Here is a 22521-nt window from a genome sequence, read left to right on the forward strand (position 1 = left end):
CAATGAGTCAACAACGCAACACATTTTACATCACAACGCCGATCTACTATCCAAGCGACAAGCTGCATATCGGTCATGCGTACACAACAGTAGCAGGGGACGCAATGGCACGCTATAAGCGTTTGCGCGGTTTTGATGTTCGCTACTTGACGGGTACAGACGAGCATGGTCAGAAGATCGAACGCAAGGCGAAGGACGCAGGGGTAACTCCACAGCAGTTCGTTGACAACATTGTCAGTGGGATTAAGGAGCTGTGGAACAAGCTGGATATCACTTATGATGACTTTATTCGCACAACTGAAGAGCGTCATAAGAATGTGGTTCAGACGATTTTCGACCGCTTGGTTCAGCAAGGAGACATTTACAAGGGGACGTATGAAGGCTGGTATTGTACACCGTGCGAATCGTTCTTCACAGAACGCCAGCTCGAGAATGGCAACTGCCCGGATTGCGGCCGTTCTGTGGAACTGGTTAAGGAAGAGAGCTACTTCTTCCGCATGAGCAAATATGCGGATCGACTGTTGGAATTCTATGAAGCGAACCCAGAGTTCATTCAGCCAGAATCCCGTAAAAATGAAATGATTAACAACTTCATTAAGCCAGGCTTGGAAGACCTCGCCGTTTCCCGTACGTCCTTCGATTGGGGCGTGAAGGTGAAGAACGATCCGAAGCATGTTGTTTATGTATGGATTGATGCACTGTCCAACTACATTTCCGCTCTAGGATATGGCTCGGACAATGATGAATTGTACAAGAAGTATTGGCCAGCGGATGTTCATTTGGTTGGGAAAGAGATCATTCGTTTCCATACGATTTACTGGCCGATTATGCTGATGGCGCTTGATCTTCCGCTTCCGAAGAAAGTGTTCGGACACGGCTGGCTGCTGATGAAGGACGGCAAAATGTCGAAGTCCAAAGGCAATGTTGTCGATCCTGTTATGCTGATTGATCGTTACGGATTGGACGCGCTTCGTTACTACTTGCTGCGCGAGGTGCCATTCGGATCAGATGGTACGTTTACGCCGGAAGGCTTCGTAGAGCGCATTAACTTTGATTTGGCGAACGATCTTGGCAACCTGTTGAACCGCACCGTTGCAATGATCGAGAAATACTTCGACGGCGAGATTCCCGCATATGCAGGCCAAGTTACGGCATTCGATGGTGAAATAGCAGCCTTCGCTGCACAGACAGTGGATAAAGTGGAAGCAGCTATGGAAGAGATGGAATTCTCCGTAGCTCTGACTGCCATCTGGCAGTTCATCAGCCGTACGAACAAATACATTGATGAGACACAGCCTTGGGCACTTGCGAAGGATGAATCCAAGCGTGCAGAATTGGCTTCTGTTATGGCGCATTTGGCAGAGAGCCTGCGTATTTCCTCCATTCTGCTGCAGCCGTTCTTGACCCAAGCCCCAGCGAAGGTATGGGCTCAGCTTGGTATTGAAGCGGGAACGATTACGTCTTGGGAATCTGTTCGCACATTCGGAGCCATTCCGAACGGAACCAAGGTCGTGAAGGGTGACCCGATCTTCCCTCGTCTGGAAGTAGCAGAAGAGGTGCAAATCATCGCTGAAGCAATGAACGGAGGTAAGAAGGCAGAGCCAGCAGCTGAAGAAGCACCTGCCCAAGCTAAAGCAGACAACAGTGCTGCTGCGGCTGAGACAGGGTCGGCGAAGCCGGAGGATGCCAAAGAAGAAATCGCAATTGATGAGTTTGCGAAGGTAGAGCTGCGCGTTGCACAAGTCACACATTGTGAACCTGTTCCTAAAGCAGATAAGCTGTTGCGATTGGAATTGGATATGGGCTATGAACAGCGTCAGGTTGTATCTGGAATCGCTCAATATTATAAGCCAGAAGAGCTTATCGGACGCAAAGTAATCTGTGTAGCGAATCTGAAGCCAGTGAAGCTGCGGGGTGTCTTGTCCCAAGGTATGATTTTGGCTGCTTCGAAGGACGGTCAATTGACGGTTGCTACAGTTCCAGACAGCATGCCGAATGGTGCAATTGTGAAGTAACAGAGGTTTGAACGAAATAAATAGGTGGCAGGCATATGTGGATGATTAGGATATGAATTGCCATAGAAAAAGGCCGGGATCTAAACGATTCCGGCCTTTATTTGTTGAACGTCATTAATTCACGAAGAATAGGACGAACAGTCCTGCAAATACACAATAGAGCGAGAACCATTTTAGATTGCCGCGTGCCATAATGCCCATGAACCATTTCAAAGCGAAGTAGGATGCAACGAAGGAGCATACGAAGGCAAGCAAGTATGGAATCATCATTTGCCCCAGTGTCGGGTCTTTGATCATGTCCTTCCCTTCAAGAATCATGCTTCCTAGGCTGACCGGAATGTACAAGAAGAAGGAGAAGCGAAGGGCAGTTTCCTGCTTCCATCCCAGTGCCATCGCAGCAACGATTGTTGAACCGGAACGGCTAATGCCTGGAATGAGCGCAACCGCTTGCGCTAGACCAACGATGAACGTCTCGCCAAATGACAGATCTTTGTCTCCCTTGCGGCCGCGCAAGTTGCGTATCAGCCAGAGAGCTAGTGCAGTCACGAGCAGTGTTGCTCCGATAATTTTAACACCTTTGAACACATCTGCAATCGTATCCTTGAACACCACTCCGATAATCCCTGCTGGAATCGTAGCGAGAATTAAATAAATTACGAACATGAAGTCGTCTTTTGCATCCTGAGCGCGTGTGAACAGGAAGCGGAACGTATTTACGGTAAGCCGTACGATATCTTTACGATAAATGAGCAAAATAGCTAGCAAGGAGGCAAAGTTGACGAGCACCTCAAAGCCGAGACCTTCGATATGTAATCCGAATAATCGCTCAGCAATAACCAAATGCCCGCTTGACGATACCGGTATTGGTTCAGTGAAACCCTGCACCAATCCAAGCACGGCATACTTCAGCCATTCGATCCAATCCAAATCATTCACTCCTTAATTTCTTTTGTATATGGTTTTGAGCCTAGCGGTAGGATAGGCACTCTATCATATTAGTATCGTCTATCAATGATGTCAAAGAGTAACATGATAGAGAGTGCCTTACAATTTTGTCACATCTGCTTCCAATGAGTATGCAAGCAGGAAATTGGAATGGCAGAAAAGTTAGGATTGACAAGGGAGAAAAGCCTTTTTATAATCTTAATAGTAATCATTACGAATTACAGAAAATTAACATGCGTAACTACATAATTTGCGCAGAAGGAGTTATTCATATGAAGCTGAGAAGTAAATATAGAAGATTGCGTCATTCCTTGTTGACCCTGTGCTGCTTCGCATTGGTGTTGGCAGGATGTACACAAGGTTCTCAATCCGGTATTGTAGAAGGGAAACTGAATGTTGTCACGAGCTTTTATCCGATTGCATTTTTAACAGAACAAATTGGCGGCGAACATGTAAATACCATCAATCTCATTCCAACTGGGATTGAGCCACACGATTGGACACCAAAAAGCCGTGACCTGCATAATGCATCGAATGCCCAGCTGTTGCTCGTCAATGGTGCAGGCTTCGAAACATGGCTGGACGATTTTTTGAAAGGCTTGGATTCCTCGTCTAATGTGAAGACAATTGAGGTAAGCAAGGGCATTCCCCTCATTGAGGCAGATGGAAGCGAGCACGAGCATCACGAAGGAGAAGGCGATACTTCCGAACATGCGCATGAACATGAACATGGCAGCACAGATCCGCACACGTGGGTGAGTCCAAAATCCGCTTTGACGATGGCAAGCAATGTTAAGGATGCACTCGTTCAAGCCGATGGTGCGCATAAGGGTGAATATGAAGCTAATTATAAGCAGCTAAAGTCGAAGATTGAATCCGTAGATAAGTTATATACGGAGAAGCTAAGCTCGCTGAAGCAGCGTGAGATAGTGGTATCCCATCATGCATTTGGATACTTGTGCCAGGATTATGGATTGACGCAGCATGCAATTATGGGCATTACGCCTGATGCCGAACCAAGAGCGCAAGATTTGGTGAAGCTCTCGAAGCTGGTGAAGGAGAAGGGGTTAAAGTACGTATTCTTTGAGGAGCTTGTATCGGATCAATTAGCGAATACACTGGCTGGTGAAGCGGGTGTGAGCACACTTGTATTGAACCCGCTTGAAGGCTTAACGAAGCAGCAAGCAGATCAAGGGGACAATTACGTAACGCTCATGGAACGCAATTTGCAAAATCTCCTTGTCGCGCTACAATAAATGAGGAACGGATCAATGTCCGTTACCGAGAGTTGCACGGCTGGACGGTTCGTGCAAGGAAGAGAGAGGGCACAATGAGCACAATGATGAATATGACGGACACCTGCCATAACCAGGTGATTTCAATAGAGGATGTTGGCTTTAGCTATGAAGGACAGACGGTTCTGCGCGATGTCAACTTCACCGTATATGAGCGGGATTTTGTAGGTGTTATCGGCACGAATGGCGCTGGCAAGACGACGCTCCTGCGACTGATGGTCGGTTTGCTGAAGCCCACCTCAGGGCAAATTAAACTGTTTGGAACGCCGATCAATCGGTTCAAGGAATGGGATCGGATTGGGTATGTGCCGCAGAAGAACTCCTTTAATCCATTATTTCCGGCGACTGTGATGGAGGTCGTACAATCCGGCATGTACAATCGCCGGCGAATGTTCCGACGGCTGAAGCAGGAGGAAATCAATCAATGCCATGATGCGATGCGTGTGATGCGGGTTGAGGACTTGGCGGATAAGCGCATTGGGCAGTTATCGGGGGGGCAGCAGCAGCGGGTATTTCTAGCGCGAGCGATGGTGAACAAGCCTGAACTGCTCATATTGGATGAGCCTACAGTTGGGATCGATACGGAAACGCAAAACGATTTCTTCAACCTGCTGCAGCATCTGCATGAACATCACCATATGACCTTCATTATGGTTTCTCATGATATGGATCTTGTGAATTCATGGCTTGGCTGTGATCCGAAGGGGACATGCGGCAAGCTGAACTTCTACGTGAGGCATTCGCACAATGTGCAATGTTCAGAGCCGGATCTATCGCACGGTATACTCTAAGGAAGACTGCTCCTTGCTCTGCATGGAATTGAATTAAAGGGGACGTTGTCATTGCTGGACATCATACAATCTGATTTTTTTATACGCGCATTGATCGGGGGATTATTAATTGGCGCCATAGGCCCGCTTATGGGAATGTTTCTTGTGCTGCGTCGGTTGTCCATGATAGGGGATACCCTCGCGCATGTGACAATCGCTGGGGTAGCACTTGGGTTTCTGCTCGGCGTGTATCCGCTGGCCATGGGGCTTGTATTCGCGCTTGTGGGTGCGATTGCGATTGAGAAGCTTCGCAAAGCTTACAAAACGTACGCTGAGCTCTCCATTGCTGTCATCATGTCAGGCGGTGTTGCGCTGGCATCGCTCTTTTTTACGCTAGGAATGAACTTTAGTGCGAATGTGAACAATTATTTGTTCGGAAGTATTTATACTCTGAATGGCACTGACTTGATCGTAGTTGGGGTTGTAACCCTTATCGTTGTCGTATTTCTGCTCCTCTTCTTCAAGGAAATGTTTTTGCTTACCTTTGATGAAGATGCAGCTGCGGTAAATGGCCTTCCGGTACGAATGCTTAATATTGCCGTCACGGTGCTGACCGCGCTCGTAATTAGTGCAGCCATCAAAATTGTAGGCGCACTTCTCGTCTCGGCCTTATTAACGATTCCAGTAGCCATTAGTCTGTTTGTAGCCAAGGGATTCAAGCAGTCAGTTATCGTATCAGTGCTTGTAGCCGAAGCTGCTGTCGTTGGCGGGCTGCTGACCGCAGGGATTTGGAATTTGGCGCCAGGGGCTACGATTGTCCTATTGCTCATTGCCGTGTTAATATTGACATTGATAGCAAGAAGAGGAATTCGGGTGTGATACAGCGCCCATCTTCTTCCTGTTAGGGCAATCGACTAATACGGGGAGGCGAAGCGGTTGGGTCATATTACGGTGTGGATAGCTTTCTGGGCGGGATTTGTATCCTTTATATCTCCATGCTGTTTGCCGTTATATCCATCTTACATTTCGATCATTACGGGGATGTCGGTGAGTCAATTAAAGGATAAGCAGAATAAGCGCGAGGTTAGATGGCGCACAATGACTCACACGTTGTTTTTCATTTTAGGGATCAGTGTTGTGTTCTATACACTTGGTCTGGGTGCTACTCTGCTCGGTTCTTACTTGGCTGAATATCGAGATTTGATTCGTCAGATTTCGGCTATTTTCATTCTCATTATGGGGCTTGTGCTCATCGGTGTATTCAAGCCTCAACTCTTAATGAAGGAACGGAAGCTGGATTTTGGACAGAAGAGCGGATACTTAGGCTCCTTTTTGTTCGGGATGGGCTTCTCCGCAGGCTGGTCGCCTTGCATTGGCCCAATTTTGACTGCCATCATTTCATTAAGTGCATCTGAGCCAAGCACAGGAATGTTAATGATTACCGCCTATTGTATTGGTTTTGGTTTGCCATTCTTTATTCTATCCTTCTTCATTGGCTCAACTCGATGGCTTACGAAATATTCGGGCGTCATGATGAAGGTAGGCGGGGCAATTATGATCGTGATGGGGATACTCTTGTTCACCGATCATTTGAGTCAGCTGAATATTTGGCTGCAGCAGATTACCCCGGAGTGGATGAGAAGACTGACATAACTGACAGAACCTACATAATTAAATCATATCTACCGTGACCGCTGCCGTCTAATTTCATAGATGGAGCGGTCTTTCTATGAATTTCCACATATCGCAGCTATGGTAAATGTCGAGCAAAACAGGTCTAAGGTTGAACTTGATCTCGAAACCATGTAAACTTAAAGATACACGATTATTTCCGTATATGAATATGCATGCTTCATTTCCCGCTAAGGGAAAGTAATCTTTATTGATGTGAAATGAGGAACATATTGAAGCAGGAAGCACTTTTGGACAAGTCGTGTAACGTGGAAGGAAATGAGGGACGCTTGATGCCTACACCAAGCATGGAAGACTATTTGGAACGTATCTATAAACTGATTGACGAGAAAGGATATGCTCGCGTATCCGATATCGCAGAAGGATTGGAAGTGCACCCTTCTTCTGTGACGAAGATGATTCAGAAGCTCGATAAGGACGATTATCTTATTTATGAGAAATATCGCGGGCTCGTGCTGACTAGCAAGGGGAAGAAGATCGGCAAGCGATTGGTGGATCGCCATCAGCTGCTCGAAGACTTCTTAACCTTGATCGGTGTAGCCGACGAGCATATTTATACAGACGTAGAAGGTATCGAGCATCACCTAAGCTGGAACTCGATTACATGCATCGAAACACTTGTTGAATACTTCCGCAGAGACCCTCAGCGCCTGCAAGCGCTTCGTGATTTGCGCAGTGAATTGGATAATGAATCGTAAAACATCTGTTTTTTGCGAAACAGATGTTTTATTTTTTGCGTCTAATAGTTGAGGGGAAATGATATTGACTCATTTTCTCGTTCAACATGGACAAGGGAGATGGAAAAAAGAATGATGAATCACGCGAAAAAAGTACTTCTCGGCACATTTGCTGCTGTTATGCTAAGTACACTTATGCCGCAGATGGGGAATGCGGCCAGCAATGACATTCGAATATTGATGAACAATAAGCAGCTTCAAACGGATGTAGCTCCTTATTTGGTGCCAGGCAAGAATGTGACGATGCTGCCATTCCGAGCAGTAGGGGAAGCTACTGGTGCAACTGTAGGTTGGGATCAGGCGAATCGCCAGGTTGAGTTCCAGAAGGATGGACATACCATTCGCTTGACAATTGGCGACAGCAATGCGGAAGTGGATGGGCAACATGTGCAGCTTGACGTATCTGCCTCCATGCGTGGTGGACGAACGATGGTTCCGCTTCGCTTCATCAGTGAAAGTGTTGGATTGAAGGTGGACTGGAATCAGCGAGAGCGTATTATAACAATTGTCTCTGAGGGTGGCGAAGCAGCCCCTGAAGATGGCGAAGCGATCCATGCGGAATCGATGAGAGGAACGTGGATATCGACCGTCTACAATATTGATTGGCCGCAGGATCCGAAGAAGTCAGGCTTCAATGCGGAACGTCAGAAGCAGCAGTATACAAGCATGCTGGACAAGCTCCAAAAGGCAGGAATCAACGCTGTATTCGTGCAGGTGCGCCCAACTTCAGATGCCTTCTATCCTTCGAAGCTGCTTCCTTGGTCGGAATGGCTGACAGGAACGCAAGGCAAGGATCCAGGATATGACCCATTGAAATTCATGGTAGAAGAGACACATAAGCGCGGCATGCAGTTCCATGCATGGTTTAACCCTTACCGTGTAAGTGTACAAGGAGATGTATCCAAGCTGGTTAATGGTCATCCCGCGAAGGAGCATCCAGACTGGGTTGTAAAGCACCAGAACAAGCTTATCTATAATCCAGGCGTCCCAGAAGCTCGTCAGTTTGTGCTTGATTCCATCATGGAAGTTGTCAATAACTATGATATCGATGGCGTGCATCTGGACGATTACTTCTATCCATATGGCGAAGACAAGGAATCATTTAAGGATAATGATACATATGAACGCTACAACAAGGTGTTCAATAACAAGGGAGATTGGCGTAGAAATAATGTGAATGAGTTCGTTGAATCCCTGTACAAGCAGATTAAGTCGGCGAAGCCGAATGTACAATTTGGTATAAGTCCGTTCGGAGTATGGCGCAACTCCAGCGCAGATCCAACCGGATCAGCAACGAAGGCGGGACTTAGCAGCTATGACAATCTGTATGCAGATACAAGAACATGGATCAAGAATCATTGGATCGATTATATTGCACCTCAAGTGTATTGGCACATCGGCCACAAGGCTGCGTCCTACGACACGTTAGTGAATTGGTGGGTCAAAGAAACGGCAGGCACTGGGGTGGAACTATTTATTGGACACGCTGCCTATAAGCTTGCGGATGCAAATGAAACGGACTGGAACAGTGCAGATGTACTCATTAAGCAGTTGGAGTTCAATTCGCGAATTGATGCGGTAGCGGGCAGTATATTCTTCAGCGCTGCTGATCTGGTAAGAAATACGAAGCAGGTATCCGATAAACTTCAACAGTATTACGAGGAAAAATAGAAGAAAGCCATAATCAGAAATTATACCTTTCATACATTCATATCCTCTCCTGCATGAGCATACATACAAGAAGAAGCAGTATGTGTGCGAGGAGGGGTATCCCGTGCGTATCAATGCGGTATTCGAAGGCGGGGGAGTCAAGGGGATATCGTTAGTTGGTGCAGTCCATTCAGCCGAGCAGCACGGGATGACATTCAACCGTGTCGCAGGCACTTCATCGGGTTCGATTGTAGCCTCATTTCTTGCCGCTGGCTATACTGCCGAAGAGATGGAGCGGCTCATATTAGAAATGCCTTTCTCATCCTTCTTACAGCGTGCTCCAATTTTCCAGATTAAATGGATAGGGCCAGCCATGCGGCTGATGTGGAAAAAGGGGCTATATTCAGGTGTAGCACTGGAGAAATGGGTGCATGATTGCCTGTTGAAGAAAGGGATTCGCACGTTTGGGGATTTGAAGAAGGAACAGCTAAGAATCATTGCCTCGGATATTACGAATGGGAGGCTGATGGTTCTCCCTGACGACATTGCGAACTACGGGATAGACCCAGCATCATTTCACGTGAGCAAGGCAATACGGATGAGCACAAGCATTCCTTACTTCTTCGATCCGGTGATATTACGAGCCCCATTCGAGGTGAAGAATGGTCGAACGAAGAAGTTTGCTGATCAATTCTCCTATATTGTGGATGGTGGGATGCTCTCCAATTTCCCGCTATGGCTATTCGATGACGAGGTTGACCCGCGATCGAATCGTCTGATTCCAACGATCGGTTTTCAAATGGTAGGAAATCAGTCTGGCCAGCCCCATCAGATTACGGGTCTCATCACGATGCTTCAGGCCATGGTATCCACCATGATCTCGGCACATGACCAGCGCTATATCGATAAGCAGAACCGCTTCCGTACGATCAAGATCCCTACACTGGGTATCGGAACAACTGACTTTGATTTAACCGTTGAGCAGAGCATGGCATTATATGAGTCAGGCGAGAAAGCGGGTAACGCCTTCTTCGAACAGTGGACGAGGGACGCTTATGAGAAGATGTATAAGGTGCTTTGTTGCGGGAAGACGAAGATATAACCAAAAAACAGCGCTTGGATGAAGGAAACTCATCTTCGCGCTGTTTTCTTTATTTAGTCTGTTGTCTGTTCTCATCCTTAGCCTTGTTGCCCTCAATGACCGTAAGTTTTGCTTGTGATCGAGGTCGTATGCGCTTCTTAGCTTGAGACGCACGTGCTGCTTTCAGCTTCGCCTCCGTACGAGGTGAGACCTTCACCTTGACGCTCTTCTTCGGCCCAAATCGATAGACGAGGAATACAACGGCAATGATGGCGACGGGAATTAGAATGGATATAGGATCTCGAGTGAAGCTGCTAACGATTCCGATTCCAACCAACACAGCCATGAGGAGCATAAACCATCGCGGCAGTCGAGCCATCGTCATCATTCCCTTCTTGTCATAGTATTGATGTAGAATTAGGATACAGCCTGTTTAGGCTGTAATTCGCGATCAAGCTCACACATGCGATTGAAGGAAGCAATCGACACTTCCACCTGATCATCTGTAGGTTCCTTCGTTGTGAGCAGTTGCAGCCACAGTCCAGGATACCCAAGCCAGCGAAGCACAGGCACATTCCGCAGGGCATTCGTTAATCGCAGGAACTCGTAGGATACGCCCATGACGACCGGAATCAACAGGAGCCTTGGATAAATGCGTTCCCATAAATTATCATATGGGATAAAGGAGTAAATAACGACTCCAACGATGACGGACAAAATAATAAAACTACTGCCGCAGCGATAATGCAGCGTGCTGAACTTCTGTACGTTCTGTACCGTTAGATCTACGCCGGCTTCATATGCGGTAATTACCTTATGCTCAGCGCCATGATATTGGAACAGACGCTTGACAATAGGAGTCTTGGAAATTAGCCACAAATACCCGAGAAGGAACGCAATTTTAATGACGCCTTCAACGACAGTATGGATCACGATATTATTGAAGGCCGACCCGAAAATGAGTTCTTCAATGACAACTGGAACGGTTGTGAAAATAATTTTACTAAAGATAAGCGATAAAATTCCGACTACCGCTACCCCGACGATCATCGCAAGGTTCCATTTGGAGTCTTTGCCTGCCTCAGCAGCTTCAATTCCTTCTTCATCCTCTGCGTATTTCTCTGCAGCGTAGTTTAAGTGCTGATATCCCTTAGCACTGGCATCGAATATGCCAACAATCCCTCGGAGCAGCGGGATTCTTTTTAGCTTGGCAACCCATGCTTTATCTTTCTTTGGTACTTCGTAGAACGTAATGGATTTATCTTTGCGACGGACAGCCGTCACATTGACGTGCTTGCCGCCGAACATTACGCCTTCAATTACGGCCTGTCCACCGTAAATGGATTTCTGATCTGACAATTACTTCACCATCCCCATCTTGAATGCATTCCGCTTTGCGTGTGTACCGAAGGTGCCTCAAGTAAGAGGCACTTCACGATTTTGAAATAATAATAATTTTATTGTAGCGAATTTTGCTGGCGTTTTCCACACCATGATTGTAATCCGCCTAGGTTGGAGCATACTACATACACGTTGAGATGATCACAATTGGGAGGAATGGCAATGAATGAAAGGCAAGCAAGGGCGGAGCGTAAGAAGAATCCTACTGACCCATTATCGTTTTCTGTGCAAATCGGTTTTTTTGCCGGGCTGATATGGGGCGGGATACGCTGGCTCGCGTATACTTTCCACTTTACTTCGGTGATCCCTGGGATGATTGCGGAACCTTTTTACCCGCATAAATATTTGATCACTACCCAAGGCCAGCTAGTAGGATGGGGCGCATTCATTTTATTTTCAATCGCAGCTTCCATACTATATACACTTTTCCTACGGAAAGTACCTGGTCCGTACCCTGGAATTCTATATGGGATAGTATGGTGGGTTCTATTATATGTTGCACCCGGGCCTATGCTTGGTCTCGTGCATCCAGTATGGAGGACAACATGGAACACGATATGGACAGAATCATGTATCATGCTTGTCTGGGGATTATTCATCGGCTATACGGTAGCAACGGAGTTCAATAATGAACAGGAGCGTGAACCCGATGAGGCAGAGCGTCTCAAAATGAAGGGGGGATCGGGCTATGCCAGCGGTGGAGGACAGGGATCTGGGAAGTCAGGAAATAGAGGGCCTGACCGTGTACCCAGCGAAGGAGTTGTTCATTCAGCAGCAAGAAGTGATTCTGGGGAAGAGGCGCATGAATACCCAGAGCGACGCAAGCCTAAACCGATCATGTAGCTAAATGCGCGATGTCATGCGGGGTTTGCTGTATTGACGCTTCTCATTTTCTGCATCGTATGTTAAAATACGTGAGGATTCGTCTGTTGACGGTACGCTTGAGAGGTGGAATCATCATGGCTTGTTACTTGTTATTGAACGGACCGAACTTGAATATGCTCGGCATTCGCGAGCCTGGTGTCTACGGGAGCGAATCGTTGGCTGCGATTGAAGCACGGCTTACAGAGATGGCTGCATCTTGGGGCGTTTCAATGGAATGCTACCAGAGCAATCATGAAGGAGCGCTCATAGACCGTATCCATGAGGCATATGGGACATGCGACGGTATTGTCATTAATCCGGGAGCACTTACGCATTACAGCTATGCATTGCGAGATGCATTAAGTGCAGTTCGCATTCCGACAGTGGAAGTTCATATGTCCAACATACATAAGCGGGAAGAGTTCCGGCATGTGTCTGTAACCGCTCCTGTAGTGGTAGGACAAATTGCGGGATTCGGAGCATTAAGCTATGAGTTGGGATTGTCTGCACTGCATCAGTATGTGTCCTCACAACGGGCAGAAGGTCAATCTCAAGGGTGACGGAACAATGCAAAGTCGGGAGATGATGAGAAGATGAGCCAATCACGTTTGACTCGTTTAAGAGAAGCAATGGGGATGAAAGGCTTGGAAGCCATGTTCATCACAAGTGCGGTGAACCGTCGTTACATGACAGGATTTACAGGTTCATCCGGCTATGTGCTGATTACGCAAGACCGCGCAGTGCTGCTGACGGATTTCCGTTATATGACACAGGCGCCGCAGCAAGCTGTTGATTATGACGTTGTTGAACACGGCGCGAAGATGACAGATACGCTGAAGCAGCTTCTGTCTGATATGCATATTAGTCGTCTAGGGTTCGAACAGGATCACGTCGCATTCGCAACTTATACAGGATATCAAGGACAGCTCGAAGGCATCGAACTTGTACCTGTATCTGGGCTGATCGAAGATCTTCGCATGATTAAGGATGAGGGAGAATTGGCGATTATGCGCGATGCTGCTCAGCTTGCGGATCGTACATTCAGCCACATTCTTAACTTCCTCAAGCCAGGCGTATCCGAGAAGGATATTGCGCTTGAGATGGAATTCTTCATGCGTAAGAATGGAGCAACATCGAGCTCCTTCGATACGATTGTTGCATCTGGCGAACGATCCGCATTGCCGCATGGTGTTGCAAGTGATCGCATCATCCAAGGCAACGAGTTCATTAAGCTTGACTTCGGTGCTTTGTATAATGGGTATTGCTCAGACATTACACGTACGGTAGTACTGGGTAAGCCGACTGACAAGCATCATGAAATTTATAACATTGTTCTTGAAGCACAGATGAATGCAATTCAACATATTCGTCCGGGGATGACTGGACGCGAGGCAGATGCCTTAACTCGTGACATCATTAAGGGTTACGGATATGGTGACCATTTCGGTCACAGCACCGGACATGGTTTGGGTATGGAAGTTCATGAAAATCCAAGATTGGCATTCGGAAGCGATACGGTGTTAACTCCCGGTATGACCGTTACGGTGGAGCCTGGTATCTATATTCCAGGATTCGGCGGTGTACGTATCGAAGACGATATTGTGATTACGGAAGACGGGATTGAAATAATAACACAATCAACGAAACAACTGCTCGTATTAGACATGTAGTGACGGGCGCAGTTCAGTAGATATCTAACCGGTACACTGAGCATCGAACGCATTTCATTACGGTTAATCGGGGTTGCCATGCATGTAGGAGGGAATTTAGAGTGATTTCAGTAAACGATTTTAAAACAGGTTTGACGGTAGAAGTAGATGGAGATATCTTTACAGTCTTGGATTTCCAACACGTTAAGCCAGGTAAAGGTGCTGCGTTCGTACGCTCCAAATTGAAAAACTTGCGTAACGGCAACGTTACGGAGAAGACGTTCCGTGCAGGTGAAACAATCGGCCGTGCGCAAATCGATAACCGCGAAGTACAATACCTGTACAACAGTGGTGAAGAGTATACATTCATGGACAATGAGTCCTACGACCAATTCTCCTTGGACAAGAGCCAATTGGAATGGGAATTGAACTTCTTGAAGGACAACATGATCGTTAACATCGTAAGCTATAAAGGTGAAATCCTTGGTATCAACATGCCGAACAACGTTGAGCTTAAGGTAGTTGAGACAGAGCCAGGGGTTAAAGGCAACACGGCTCAAGGTGCAACGAAGAACGCAACAGTGGAAACTGGCTTGAACGTTCAAGTGCCACTCTTCATTAACGAAGGCGATGTACTGCTTATCGATACACGCGAAGGCAAGTACATTTCTCGTGCCTAATTATTGAATAAGATTTTTAATAAGCCCTGAGTGCCCTGTGCATTCGGGGCTTTTATAATTTAACGTACCGCATTGGTAAAATTGTGCTATAATATGCTATTAAAAGAAAGTGCAAGCATTTCTAGTTCATAGGGTGGGAGTGAGTCAGTGTGGCACTATACGTCATGAAGTTCGGAGGCAGCTCAGTAGGAGATATTGAGAGAATGAAGCGGGTTGCCAAACGAATCGTAGAAAAAAAACAAGAAGGCCACAAGTGTGTTGTTGTTGTATCAGCAATGGGAGACACGACGGACGAATTAATCGATCAATCGAAAAGCTTGAATGAGAATCCTCCTGCGCGTGAAATGGATATGCTGCTCACGACAGGCGAGCAAATCTCGGTAGCTCTGTTATCCATGGCCATCCATCAGCTTGGTCACCAGGCGATGTCTATGACCGGATGGCAGGCTGGTTTCCGAACAGACGGTACATACGGCAGGGCACGTATTGTCGACATACAGTCTGAACGGGTGAAGAATGCACTGCAGGAAGGTCAGATTGTAATTGTGGCTGGATTCCAGGGGATGTCGGAAGTCGGAGAAATAACAACATTAGGCCGTGGAGGCTCGGATACGACAGCCGTTGCGCTGGCTGCTGCTATTCAGGCGGATGTATGTGAGATTTATACGGATGTTGACGGCATATACTCTACAGATCCTCGAATCGTAAACTGTGCCCGGAAGCTGAAGGAAATATCCTATGACGAAATGCTGGAGCTGGCTCACCTAGGGGCAGCCGTACTGCACCCGCGTGCAGTAGAATACGCCAAGCACAATTCAGTGTGTCTTGTTGTTCGATCCAGCTTTAACTACAATGAGGGGACAATCGTGAAGGAGGAAGCTACAATGGAACAGGGTGTAGTCGTTAGTGGCATCGCATATGATAAGAATGTAGCGCGTATTAGCATTTTGGGCGTCGCTGATTTGCCGGGAGTATTGGCGAAGGTATTCGGAGCGCTTGCAAATGAACATATAGATGTAGATATTATTGTACAGAGCGGTGTATTAAACGGTGAGGCAGACTTCTCCTTCACGACAGCACTTGCTGATTGTGAGCGAGCAGTATCCGTTATTGAGAACATTCGCGGTGAGGTTCCATACCGTGAAGTTACATCGGAGCGAGATTTGGTGAAAATTTCGATCGTAGGGGCTGGTATGGTTAGCCATCCGGGTGTTGCTGCTAAAATGTTCGACATCATCTCCCGGACGGGAGTCAGCATTAAAATGGTGAGCACCTCTGAAATTAAAGTTTCCTGTGTTGTGGCAGCTGATAACCTGCATGATATTATCCGAGCTCTTCATACAGGCTATGGCTTGGACACAATGGAAACAGCATTCGTAGGCGGTCCTCAAGACCGTAGATAATGGATGGACTGCATATTTTAGAACTTATCAATAATCCACCTGCTTATTTGCAATAATAGTGCGGTTATACCGGCGGCCATTAATGGCCCTACCGGAATGCCGCGCAGTAGAACGATCCCGATGATTGACCCAGCCACTAGGCCGACAATCATTTGCGGATCGTTTTTTAATAGCTCCAGTCCCTTGCCATTCATAGAGGTGGCAATAGCACCGCCCGCAAGTGCCATCATACCCGGCCAGGAAGATAGGGCTGACCATAGATCGTGGGTAGTGATTCGCTCTGCCGCAAAGGGAACAAGCACGGCAATGGTAAGAAATAATAATCCGAACTCCAATCCCCGACGTTCAATGGTGGGAAGATAGCGCTCTAAATGGACAAGCTTAACGATTAGCAAAATACATGCGGCAGTCGTAATAATTGGAGATCGGCTAACGAGACCTATGAGTATGAGCGTAACGAGTACAAATTCACCATTCATGTATCATGCTCCTCAAGAGAGAGTTGTTCATACCATCGTGCTGATATGCTGTAGTCATTTTCAATGTATGAACAAGCCCCTCTGCTTTAGAACATAGACCGTCTGGCGCCTTGCTCGTAATTGTGACGTTTATGATGATATAAACGGCTTCATCGTGTGGTTGTCTGTAAGAATGGGGACGAGTGAATACGTATTGACCGTTGCACAGAACTCTACATCTTTTGCGAAGCCAAGCTTGCATAGTTTCTTGCCGCCCGAACATTGTTGAAGCGCTTCTGGAATGCGATTCGCATAATACTGATAGGAGCTGTGAACGGTATATCCGACATCATTCATGGTTAGTTCGTTTGCATTACCCATACAGCGCTGCAGCTCCGCAATTATAAGTCCGGCGCATAGGCCGTCCTCGAAGGCGAATTCATCTTGTGCGCCTGAACAGAGCAATGCCACATCCTTGCGCAGTTTGCATGCAGCATGTGCAGTAGCTTGCGCATTAATGATTGCTCCGGCTAATATATAGTCTGCTTTCAATGCTTTCTGGATGGCACGCGTACCATTTGAAGTTGTTAGCACGATTCGCTTGCCTTCTATGCTGTTCGACATGTATTCATAAGGGGAGTTCCCTGCGTCGAATCCTGATATTTTCTTGCAGTAGCGTTCCCCAGCTAATACATCCTCATCTTTGGCAATTTGTTTGGCTTGGGATACCGTCTCAACGGGAATGACGCCGGAAGCGCCATAATGAAGGGCAGTGATGATCGTGCTTGTTGCACGAAGTACGTCGATGACAATCACCGTGCGATGTGTCAAATCTATTGCTCGTGCCTCGTTTACGCTAAGAATGACATCGATATGCATGTTGGTTCCCCCCCCTTTTTTTTTATATTTCTGGTTACGTGTATCGAACAATTAGATCATGTATTGAGATTGAACCATGGCGCTCATTGTATCTGAACGCAGTCCTCTGCGGAGTGCTTCGAAGGCAATAATGTCATGTGGGGATACGTTGCCGATATTCGCCTGCAAACCAACTGTTCGCAAGATTTCAACCTGCTGCTCCTTGTGTGGAGCTTCCCACATCAGTCGGTTAGGCGTATGCACTGCGGAGACAATACGATTGACCAATGAAGTATCACAACTGCCGCTGCAATCATACACGCCAACCCCCACACCAGATTCTCTTCCCTCAAGTGTCATCCATTCGGCTCCGTGAGCAAGATCTTCTGTAAAGGTCTCTACGATATCGGAGAGAACAAATGGTGTTGAATTATCCTTCTTGCCATACTCTGTACAAACAAGCAGTCCTTCCTCGCTAGCGCGGCGGATGAGCGCATTCCGCTCCTTGCGGGTTAATGTGATTGTGCCGTCCGACACCTCAACTCCCGTAAAACCAGTCACTCTCATCATATGAAAAAAAGCATCCACCATGCCTTGCGCGACAGCAATTTCTAAAAACGTACCTCCAGGAATGACAATAACATCATGACGTGCTGCGGCTTCCAGCTTGGTGCTAAGCAGAGAAAGAGGCGTAACGGCAGAGGTTCCAAACCCCAGCTTAATGACGTCGATGTGCTCGTGAGCGAGCTCCAGCATATCCGTAAATTCGCTCATTCCCATTCCTTTGTCCATGACCATCGTCATTCCCGTGGTACGCGGCTTCGCAGTACGTATTCCGCTTGGATCAATTAATCGACTCGGCCAACAGCCAACTTGGTTGTCAGTGAAGCTCATGGTTTACAATCTCCCTCATCTCATGAAGATAGTCACACTATGAGGTCAATATATGCATACCTCACCTGACAGGTGCCTAGTTGCCTGCATGAGCAGCGTCTATCTGCCAGATTCTCGCGATCTGCTGCTCTAAACAAGTCTTGTCCTGCATACAATGTGTCAATATGCGTATTGTACAGGCTGCGTTCACTTGGATCGCTTGATGTTTCCAATTCATGATTGTGTACAGGAGGGGAGAACGGTGACGATTGATAAATTCGTCGCGAGTATGGCGGGACTTCGCATTCTGTCTGGATCTCTGGAGATTGCTGTAGCCCTCATTATGTTGAAAGTAAATGATACCGAGAAGGCGCTTGCCGTTAATTCATTGCTCGCTCTTGTAGGGCCGCTCGTGCTTATTACAACGACCACAATTGGGCTGATAGGCATAGCAGACAAGTTGAACTGGACGAAGATTGCCTGGATTGTTGCTGGTGTTACATGCTTGCTTATCGGCATTTTGAAGAAGTAGTGGACGGGGGTATAGGGATCAATCGGTACTAGTCCCACCGAGGTGCATATTTGCCGGACAAGGGTCATACATATGGGATACACAAGGTAGCACCTTATTTCCCTTAAAATAATGAGGATGACCCAAGGAGGATGGGAGAGATGAATGTATACAGCTGGTCAGCGGTGCTGCCTCCCGCGCTTCGTTCTATCTTGCTGCACTTGCCTGAACGCATCTTAGGTGAATTGGAAGAAGTGAGAATCCGACAAGAGCGCCCGCTAGAAGTCAGTGCAGCGGGGGAATTTTATTTTGTGACTAGGGAAGGCACATTGACTGATAAGCCTGATACAGCCTATCGTCCCAACCGCGAAGATAGCCTTCAATTGCTTGACTATGTAACGAATCATTCGCTGTATACGATGGAGGAAGAGCTTCGGCGTGGGTTCATTACGGTAGCTGGTGGACATCGAATTGGACTAGCGGGTCGGACTGTGCTGACGCAAGGAAGGGTTAGCCATCTTCGGGATATAACGGGCTTCAACTTGCGTATTGCCCGAGAAGTAATGGGCATAGCCGACGACATTATTCCACAACTGCTTGATTTCAAGCATCGGACAATCCATAGCACACTTGTCGTATCCCCTCCACAGCATGGGAAGACAACCCTGCTGCGAGATATGGCTCGGGCTATCTCCTCTGGCTGCTGGAATCATCCTCAGGCACTCTGGAAGGCGCTTAAGGTAGGCATTGTAGATGAGCGTTCTGAAATTGCCGGTTGTACGAAGGGAGTGCCTAGTTACCATCTTGGCTATCGAACAGATGTTATAGATGGGTGCCCGAAGGCAGAAGGATTAATGATGTTTATTCGTTCTATGTCTCCCGATGTGCTTGTTGTGGATGAATTCGGAAGAGAAGAAGATTACGAGGCGATGCGAGAGGCCATACATGCTGGCGTAAGGATGATCGCATCTGTTCATGGATCGGACGCAGAGGATGTGATTCGACGTCCTGGAATGGCATCCTTGCTTGATGGAGGGGGATTTACTCGGGTTGTTACGCTGCGGAGGACAGCTAGACAGTGGCAGAGGAAGGTGTACGACGGCAAGCTGCGAGCACTTCAGTCCAGCATCGTAGCGAATGTGCAGGGAGGAGGTGGGTACCACGTATAAATTGCTAGGAGCAGCAATTCTCGTTGCGGCTACGGCGGGGATAGGGTGGGTACAAGCAGCTGCATATGCGGCGAGACCGAAGCAGCTTCGGCTGCTGCACCATGCACTGGCTCGATTGGAAACCGCAATAATATACGGGCACACCCCGCTATCGGCAGCATTTCACGATATTGCACAGCAAATGCCCCCTGTACTGCGCGATATATTCCTCAGCGCATCACAAGCAATGGAACATTCCGCAGCACAATCATTTACGGCAAGGGAAGCTTGGGAGCAAGCGTGGGAACGATATGGCAGCAATACCTCGCTAACGAAGGAAGACCTCCGAATTATTAAGGAACTTGGGTTTACGCTTGGAATTAGTGATCGAGAGGATCAGAGCAAGCATATCAAGCTTGCGATTAAGCAGCTGGAGCAAGAGGAGTGGAGCGCTCGGGAAGATCATAGCCGCTATGGCAAAATGACTCGCAGTCTTGGTGTGCTAGCTGGTTTGCTCGTTGTAATTTTGATGTATTGAGGTGCCAGAAGATGAATGTAGATGTCAGCGCCATTTTTCAAATTGCCGGAATCGGTATTATCATCGCGATGATTCACACCGTGCTGAAGCAAATGGGAAAGGAAGATATGGCTCATTGGGTGACGGTCATCGGCTTTGTTGTGGTCTTGTTCATGGTCGTTCGCTTGCTGGATCACTTATTCCAAGAGATTAAAACCATCTTCTTGTTTCAATAAAATAACGGTAGGTATACAGGTCAGGTGATTTCGTGGAAATCATTCAAGTTGTAGGACTCGGACTTTTGGCGACCATTCTAGTATTGGTTGTCAAAGAGCAGAAGCCGATGTTTGCGTTTATCATTTCAACCTTTGCTGGAATCGCCATTTTTCTATTCTTGATTGGGAAGATCGAAGTCGTCATTCAAGTGCTGGAGGACTTGGCCGATCGCTCGGGAATTCAGCCCATTTATTTGAAGACGATATTGAAAATGATTGGCATCGCCTACATCGCGGAGTTCGGCGCTCAAATTGTTCGGGATGCAGGACAGGATGGGATTGCATCTAAGATTGAACTTGCCGGGAAGGTGCTGATTATGGTACTGGCTATCCCGATCATAAGCGTCATTATCGAGACTGTAATGAAGCTTCTTCCTGCTTAACGTGAGGTAAGGTGGAGTGCGAATGAACCGAATTCAATTGCAAGAACGGCATTGGAACATGGTCTATAGGAAGCGGGTATGGCTCCTGTTGCTGCTGTGCGTGTTGTTCGCTAGTGTGGGTACGGCATTCGCTGCTCCTGCGATAGGAGACAAGCAGGTGACACAGCCGCAGCAGCTGCAAGAAGAAGCGCCCGCAAGACCCGCCGCAACAGAAGCATGGATCGAGCAGCAGACGAAGCGATTACAGACGAGCGAAGTGGAGCGCTACTGGAATGATCTGCTCGTCAAGTATGGGGGCTACTTTCCTAAAGATGCCATGCCAGATTTTGTTGATTTGCTGCTTCCTGGCGGTGAGAAGCTGACAGTCAGCAATGTGTTCAAGGCTATCGGGAAATTTATGCTGCAAGAAGTGTTTATGAACGGCAAGTTAATTGTCACGATTGTCATACTCGTCGTATTCAGCATGGTGCTGGAAACGCTGCAGACCGCCTTCGAGCGCAACACAGTCAGCAAAATTGCCTACACGATTTCTTACATGGTCATCATTATTCTGGCTATTAACAGCTTCCAGATCGCAATCGGCTTCGCCAAGGAAGCAATATCAAGCATGATTAACTTTATGATGGCGATGGTGCCCTTGCTTCTAACCCTGCTGGCTTCAATGGGGAATGTTGTGACCGTTACAGTCATGCATCCGCTCATCATCTTTATGGTTCATTTGGTCGGAACACTGATCTATGTCGGTGTATTTCCGCTTTTATTCTTCTCAGCAATTCTGCATATTGTCAGTTCCATATCTGACAAATACAAGGTGACTCAACTGGCGAACTTGATGCGGAGCATCAGTGTGGGATTGCTAGGTGTTCTGTTAACGATCTTTCTGGGCGTGATCTCCGTGCAAGGAGCTACGAGCTCAGTCACTGATGGGGTATCTATTCGAACAGCCAAGTATATAACCGGCAATTTCGTTCCTGTAATTGGACGCGCATTCTCAGATGCAACGGATACCGTCATTTCGGCATCGCTGCTCGTAAAAAATGCGGTTGGGTTGTCAGGTGTCATTATTTTGCTGTTTTTATGTGCCTTCCCGGCAATCAAAATATTGACGCTTGCATTAATCTATAACGCCTCGGCAGCCATTATGCAGCCGTTAGGAGATTCCCCTGTGCTTGGGTGCCTGAAGACGATCGGCAAGAGCATGATCTATGTGTTTGCGGCTCTAGCTGCGGTCGGTCTCATGTTCTTTCTAGCAATTACGATTCTCATTACGGCAGGGAATGTGACGGTTATGATGCGCTAGGCCGCGCGGATGAAAT

26 protein-coding genes are annotated in these 22521 nt (G+C 47.3%); 19 read left to right on the forward strand and 7 right to left on the reverse strand.

The genetic code is table 11. The annotated features are described in order from the left end of the window. The first annotated feature begins 2 nt into the window (after positions 1-2). Positions 3-2015 (forward strand): methionine--tRNA ligase, encoded by a 2013-nt coding sequence (gene metG / locus PBN151_RS04495; RefSeq protein WP_072727879.1) that lies wholly within the window; start codon positions 3-5, stop codon positions 2013-2015. A gap of 114 nt (positions 2016-2129) precedes the next feature. On the opposite strand, the gene PBN151_RS04500 is transcribed toward metG, so the two are convergent. Continuing rightward, complete coding sequence (locus PBN151_RS04500; RefSeq protein WP_021261803.1) at positions 2130-2942, reverse strand: undecaprenyl-diphosphate phosphatase; 813 nt, start codon at positions 2940-2942, stop codon at positions 2130-2132. Positions 2943-3232: 290 nt separating this feature from the next. On the opposite strand from PBN151_RS04500, the gene PBN151_RS04505 reads away from it, so the two are divergent. The 7 genes from PBN151_RS04505 (at position 3233) to PBN151_RS04535 (ending at position 10206) form a co-directional block, all read left to right on the forward strand. Then, a complete protein-coding gene (locus tag PBN151_RS04505) occupies positions 3233-4216 on the forward strand; it encodes a metal ABC transporter substrate-binding protein (RefSeq protein ID WP_072727880.1) in 984 nt (327 codons plus the stop codon). A gap of 83 nt (positions 4217-4299) precedes the next feature. Then, on the forward strand, positions 4300-5046 hold the full coding sequence (locus PBN151_RS04510; RefSeq protein ID WP_083545037.1) for a metal ABC transporter ATP-binding protein: 747 nt from the start codon (positions 4300-4302) through the stop codon (positions 5044-5046). Between the two features lie 51 nt (positions 5047-5097). Then, positions 5098-5904, forward strand: coding sequence for a metal ABC transporter permease (locus tag PBN151_RS04515; RefSeq protein WP_021253007.1), 807 nt, complete (start codon positions 5098-5100; stop codon positions 5902-5904). Positions 5905-5961: 57 nt separating this feature from the next. Further along, positions 5962-6678 carry a cytochrome c biogenesis CcdA family protein gene (locus PBN151_RS04520; RefSeq protein WP_021253006.1) on the forward strand — a complete coding sequence of 239 codons (717 nt, stop codon included), beginning with the start codon at positions 5962-5964 and terminating at the stop codon, positions 6676-6678. 311 nt (positions 6679-6989) lie between these two features. Then, on the forward strand, positions 6990-7415 hold the full coding sequence (gene mntR, locus PBN151_RS04525) for a transcriptional regulator MntR (protein WP_021253005.1): 426 nt from the start codon (positions 6990-6992) through the stop codon (positions 7413-7415). A 111-nt stretch (positions 7416-7526) separates the two neighbouring features. After that, complete coding sequence (locus PBN151_RS04530; protein ID WP_227774390.1) at positions 7527-9125, forward strand: family 10 glycosylhydrolase; 1599 nt, start codon at positions 7527-7529, stop codon at positions 9123-9125. Between the two features lie 103 nt (positions 9126-9228). Beyond that, positions 9229-10206, forward strand: coding sequence for a patatin-like phospholipase family protein (locus tag PBN151_RS04535; RefSeq protein WP_072727882.1), 978 nt, complete (start codon positions 9229-9231; stop codon positions 10204-10206). Between the two features lie 49 nt (positions 10207-10255). Here PBN151_RS04535 and PBN151_RS04540 read toward each other — a convergent pair whose 3' ends face one another. Both PBN151_RS04540 and PBN151_RS04545 read right to left on the reverse strand, forming a co-directional pair. Further along, entirely contained in the window at positions 10256-10564 is a 309-nt protein-coding gene (locus PBN151_RS04540; RefSeq protein ID WP_028533133.1) for a hypothetical protein, read from the reverse strand. A gap of 38 nt (positions 10565-10602) precedes the next feature. Then, positions 10603-11493 carry a DUF1385 domain-containing protein gene (locus PBN151_RS04545; protein ID WP_051249871.1) on the reverse strand — a complete coding sequence of 297 codons (891 nt, stop codon included), beginning with the start codon at positions 11491-11493 and terminating at the stop codon, positions 10603-10605. A gap of 255 nt (positions 11494-11748) precedes the next feature. On the opposite strand from PBN151_RS04545, the gene PBN151_RS04550 reads away from it, so the two are divergent. The 5 genes from PBN151_RS04550 (at position 11749) to PBN151_RS04570 (ending at position 16182) form a co-directional block, all read left to right on the forward strand. Next, complete coding sequence (locus PBN151_RS04550) at positions 11749-12429, forward strand: YqhR family membrane protein (protein WP_072727883.1); 681 nt, start codon at positions 11749-11751, stop codon at positions 12427-12429. A gap of 116 nt (positions 12430-12545) precedes the next feature. Beyond that, positions 12546-13010: a type II 3-dehydroquinate dehydratase gene (gene aroQ / locus PBN151_RS04555; protein WP_072727884.1), complete on the forward strand. Its 465-nt coding sequence runs from the start codon at positions 12546-12548 to the stop codon at positions 13008-13010. Positions 13011-13043: 33 nt separating this feature from the next. After that, positions 13044-14120 (forward strand): M24 family metallopeptidase, encoded by a 1077-nt coding sequence (locus PBN151_RS04560; protein ID WP_021252998.1) that lies wholly within the window; start codon positions 13044-13046, stop codon positions 14118-14120. A 101-nt stretch (positions 14121-14221) separates the two neighbouring features. After that, on the forward strand, positions 14222-14779 hold the full coding sequence (gene efp, locus PBN151_RS04565; protein WP_021252997.1) for an elongation factor P: 558 nt from the start codon (positions 14222-14224) through the stop codon (positions 14777-14779). Positions 14780-14928: 149 nt separating this feature from the next. After that, on the forward strand, positions 14929-16182 hold the full coding sequence (locus PBN151_RS04570) for an aspartate kinase (protein WP_021252996.1): 1254 nt from the start codon (positions 14929-14931) through the stop codon (positions 16180-16182). Positions 16183-16199: 17 nt separating this feature from the next. On the opposite strand, the gene PBN151_RS04575 is transcribed toward PBN151_RS04570, so the two are convergent. The 4 genes from PBN151_RS04575 to PBN151_RS30990 form a co-directional block, all read right to left on the reverse strand. Beyond that, positions 16200-16661, reverse strand: coding sequence for a DUF441 domain-containing protein (locus tag PBN151_RS04575; RefSeq protein ID WP_021252995.1), 462 nt, complete (start codon positions 16659-16661; stop codon positions 16200-16202). A 129-nt stretch (positions 16662-16790) separates the two neighbouring features. Next, positions 16791-17519, reverse strand: coding sequence for a 2-phosphosulfolactate phosphatase (locus PBN151_RS04580; protein ID WP_072727885.1), 729 nt, complete (start codon positions 17517-17519; stop codon positions 16791-16793). Positions 17520-17570: 51 nt separating this feature from the next. Continuing rightward, positions 17571-18392, reverse strand: a complete 822-nt coding sequence (comA, locus tag PBN151_RS04585) for a phosphosulfolactate synthase (protein WP_072727886.1) — start codon at positions 18390-18392, stop codon at positions 17571-17573. A gap of 76 nt (positions 18393-18468) precedes the next feature. Beyond that, a complete protein-coding gene (locus PBN151_RS30990; protein WP_175560604.1) occupies positions 18469-18609 on the reverse strand; it encodes a hypothetical protein in 141 nt (46 codons plus the stop codon). Between the two features lie 24 nt (positions 18610-18633). Here PBN151_RS30990 and PBN151_RS04590 point away from each other — a divergent pair, with 24 nt between their 5' ends. The 6 genes from PBN151_RS04590 (at position 18634) to spoIIIAE (ending at position 22505) form a co-directional block, all read left to right on the forward strand. Beyond that, on the forward strand, positions 18634-18903 hold the full coding sequence (locus PBN151_RS04590) for a YqhV family protein (RefSeq protein WP_021261786.1): 270 nt from the start codon (positions 18634-18636) through the stop codon (positions 18901-18903). Between the two features lie 140 nt (positions 18904-19043). Next, positions 19044-20051 carry a stage III sporulation protein AA gene (spoIIIAA, locus tag PBN151_RS04595; protein ID WP_072727887.1) on the forward strand — a complete coding sequence of 336 codons (1008 nt, stop codon included), beginning with the start codon at positions 19044-19046 and terminating at the stop codon, positions 20049-20051. Beyond that, positions 20035-20568: a stage III sporulation protein SpoIIIAB gene (gene spoIIIAB, locus PBN151_RS04600; RefSeq protein ID WP_227774393.1), complete on the forward strand. Its 534-nt coding sequence runs from the start codon at positions 20035-20037 to the stop codon at positions 20566-20568. Before spoIIIAA ends, spoIIIAB begins: the two co-directional genes overlap by 17 nt. 11 nt (positions 20569-20579) lie before the next feature. Continuing rightward, positions 20580-20783 carry a stage III sporulation protein AC gene (gene spoIIIAC / locus PBN151_RS04605; protein ID WP_005546700.1) on the forward strand — a complete coding sequence of 68 codons (204 nt, stop codon included), beginning with the start codon at positions 20580-20582 and terminating at the stop codon, positions 20781-20783. Between the two features lie 32 nt (positions 20784-20815). Next, complete coding sequence (gene spoIIIAD, locus PBN151_RS04610; protein ID WP_021252989.1) at positions 20816-21205, forward strand: stage III sporulation protein AD; 390 nt, start codon at positions 20816-20818, stop codon at positions 21203-21205. A 22-nt stretch (positions 21206-21227) separates the two neighbouring features. Continuing rightward, positions 21228-22505, forward strand: coding sequence for a stage III sporulation protein AE (spoIIIAE, locus tag PBN151_RS04615; protein WP_072727889.1), 1278 nt, complete (start codon positions 21228-21230; stop codon positions 22503-22505). Positions 22506-22521: the final 16 nt, after the last annotated feature.

Origin of the sequence: Paenibacillus sp. NAIST15-1, assembly GCF_001894745.1 — a bacterium.
GTDB classification, from domain to species: Bacteria; Bacillota; Bacilli; order Paenibacillales; family Paenibacillaceae; genus Paenibacillus_B; species Paenibacillus_B suaedae.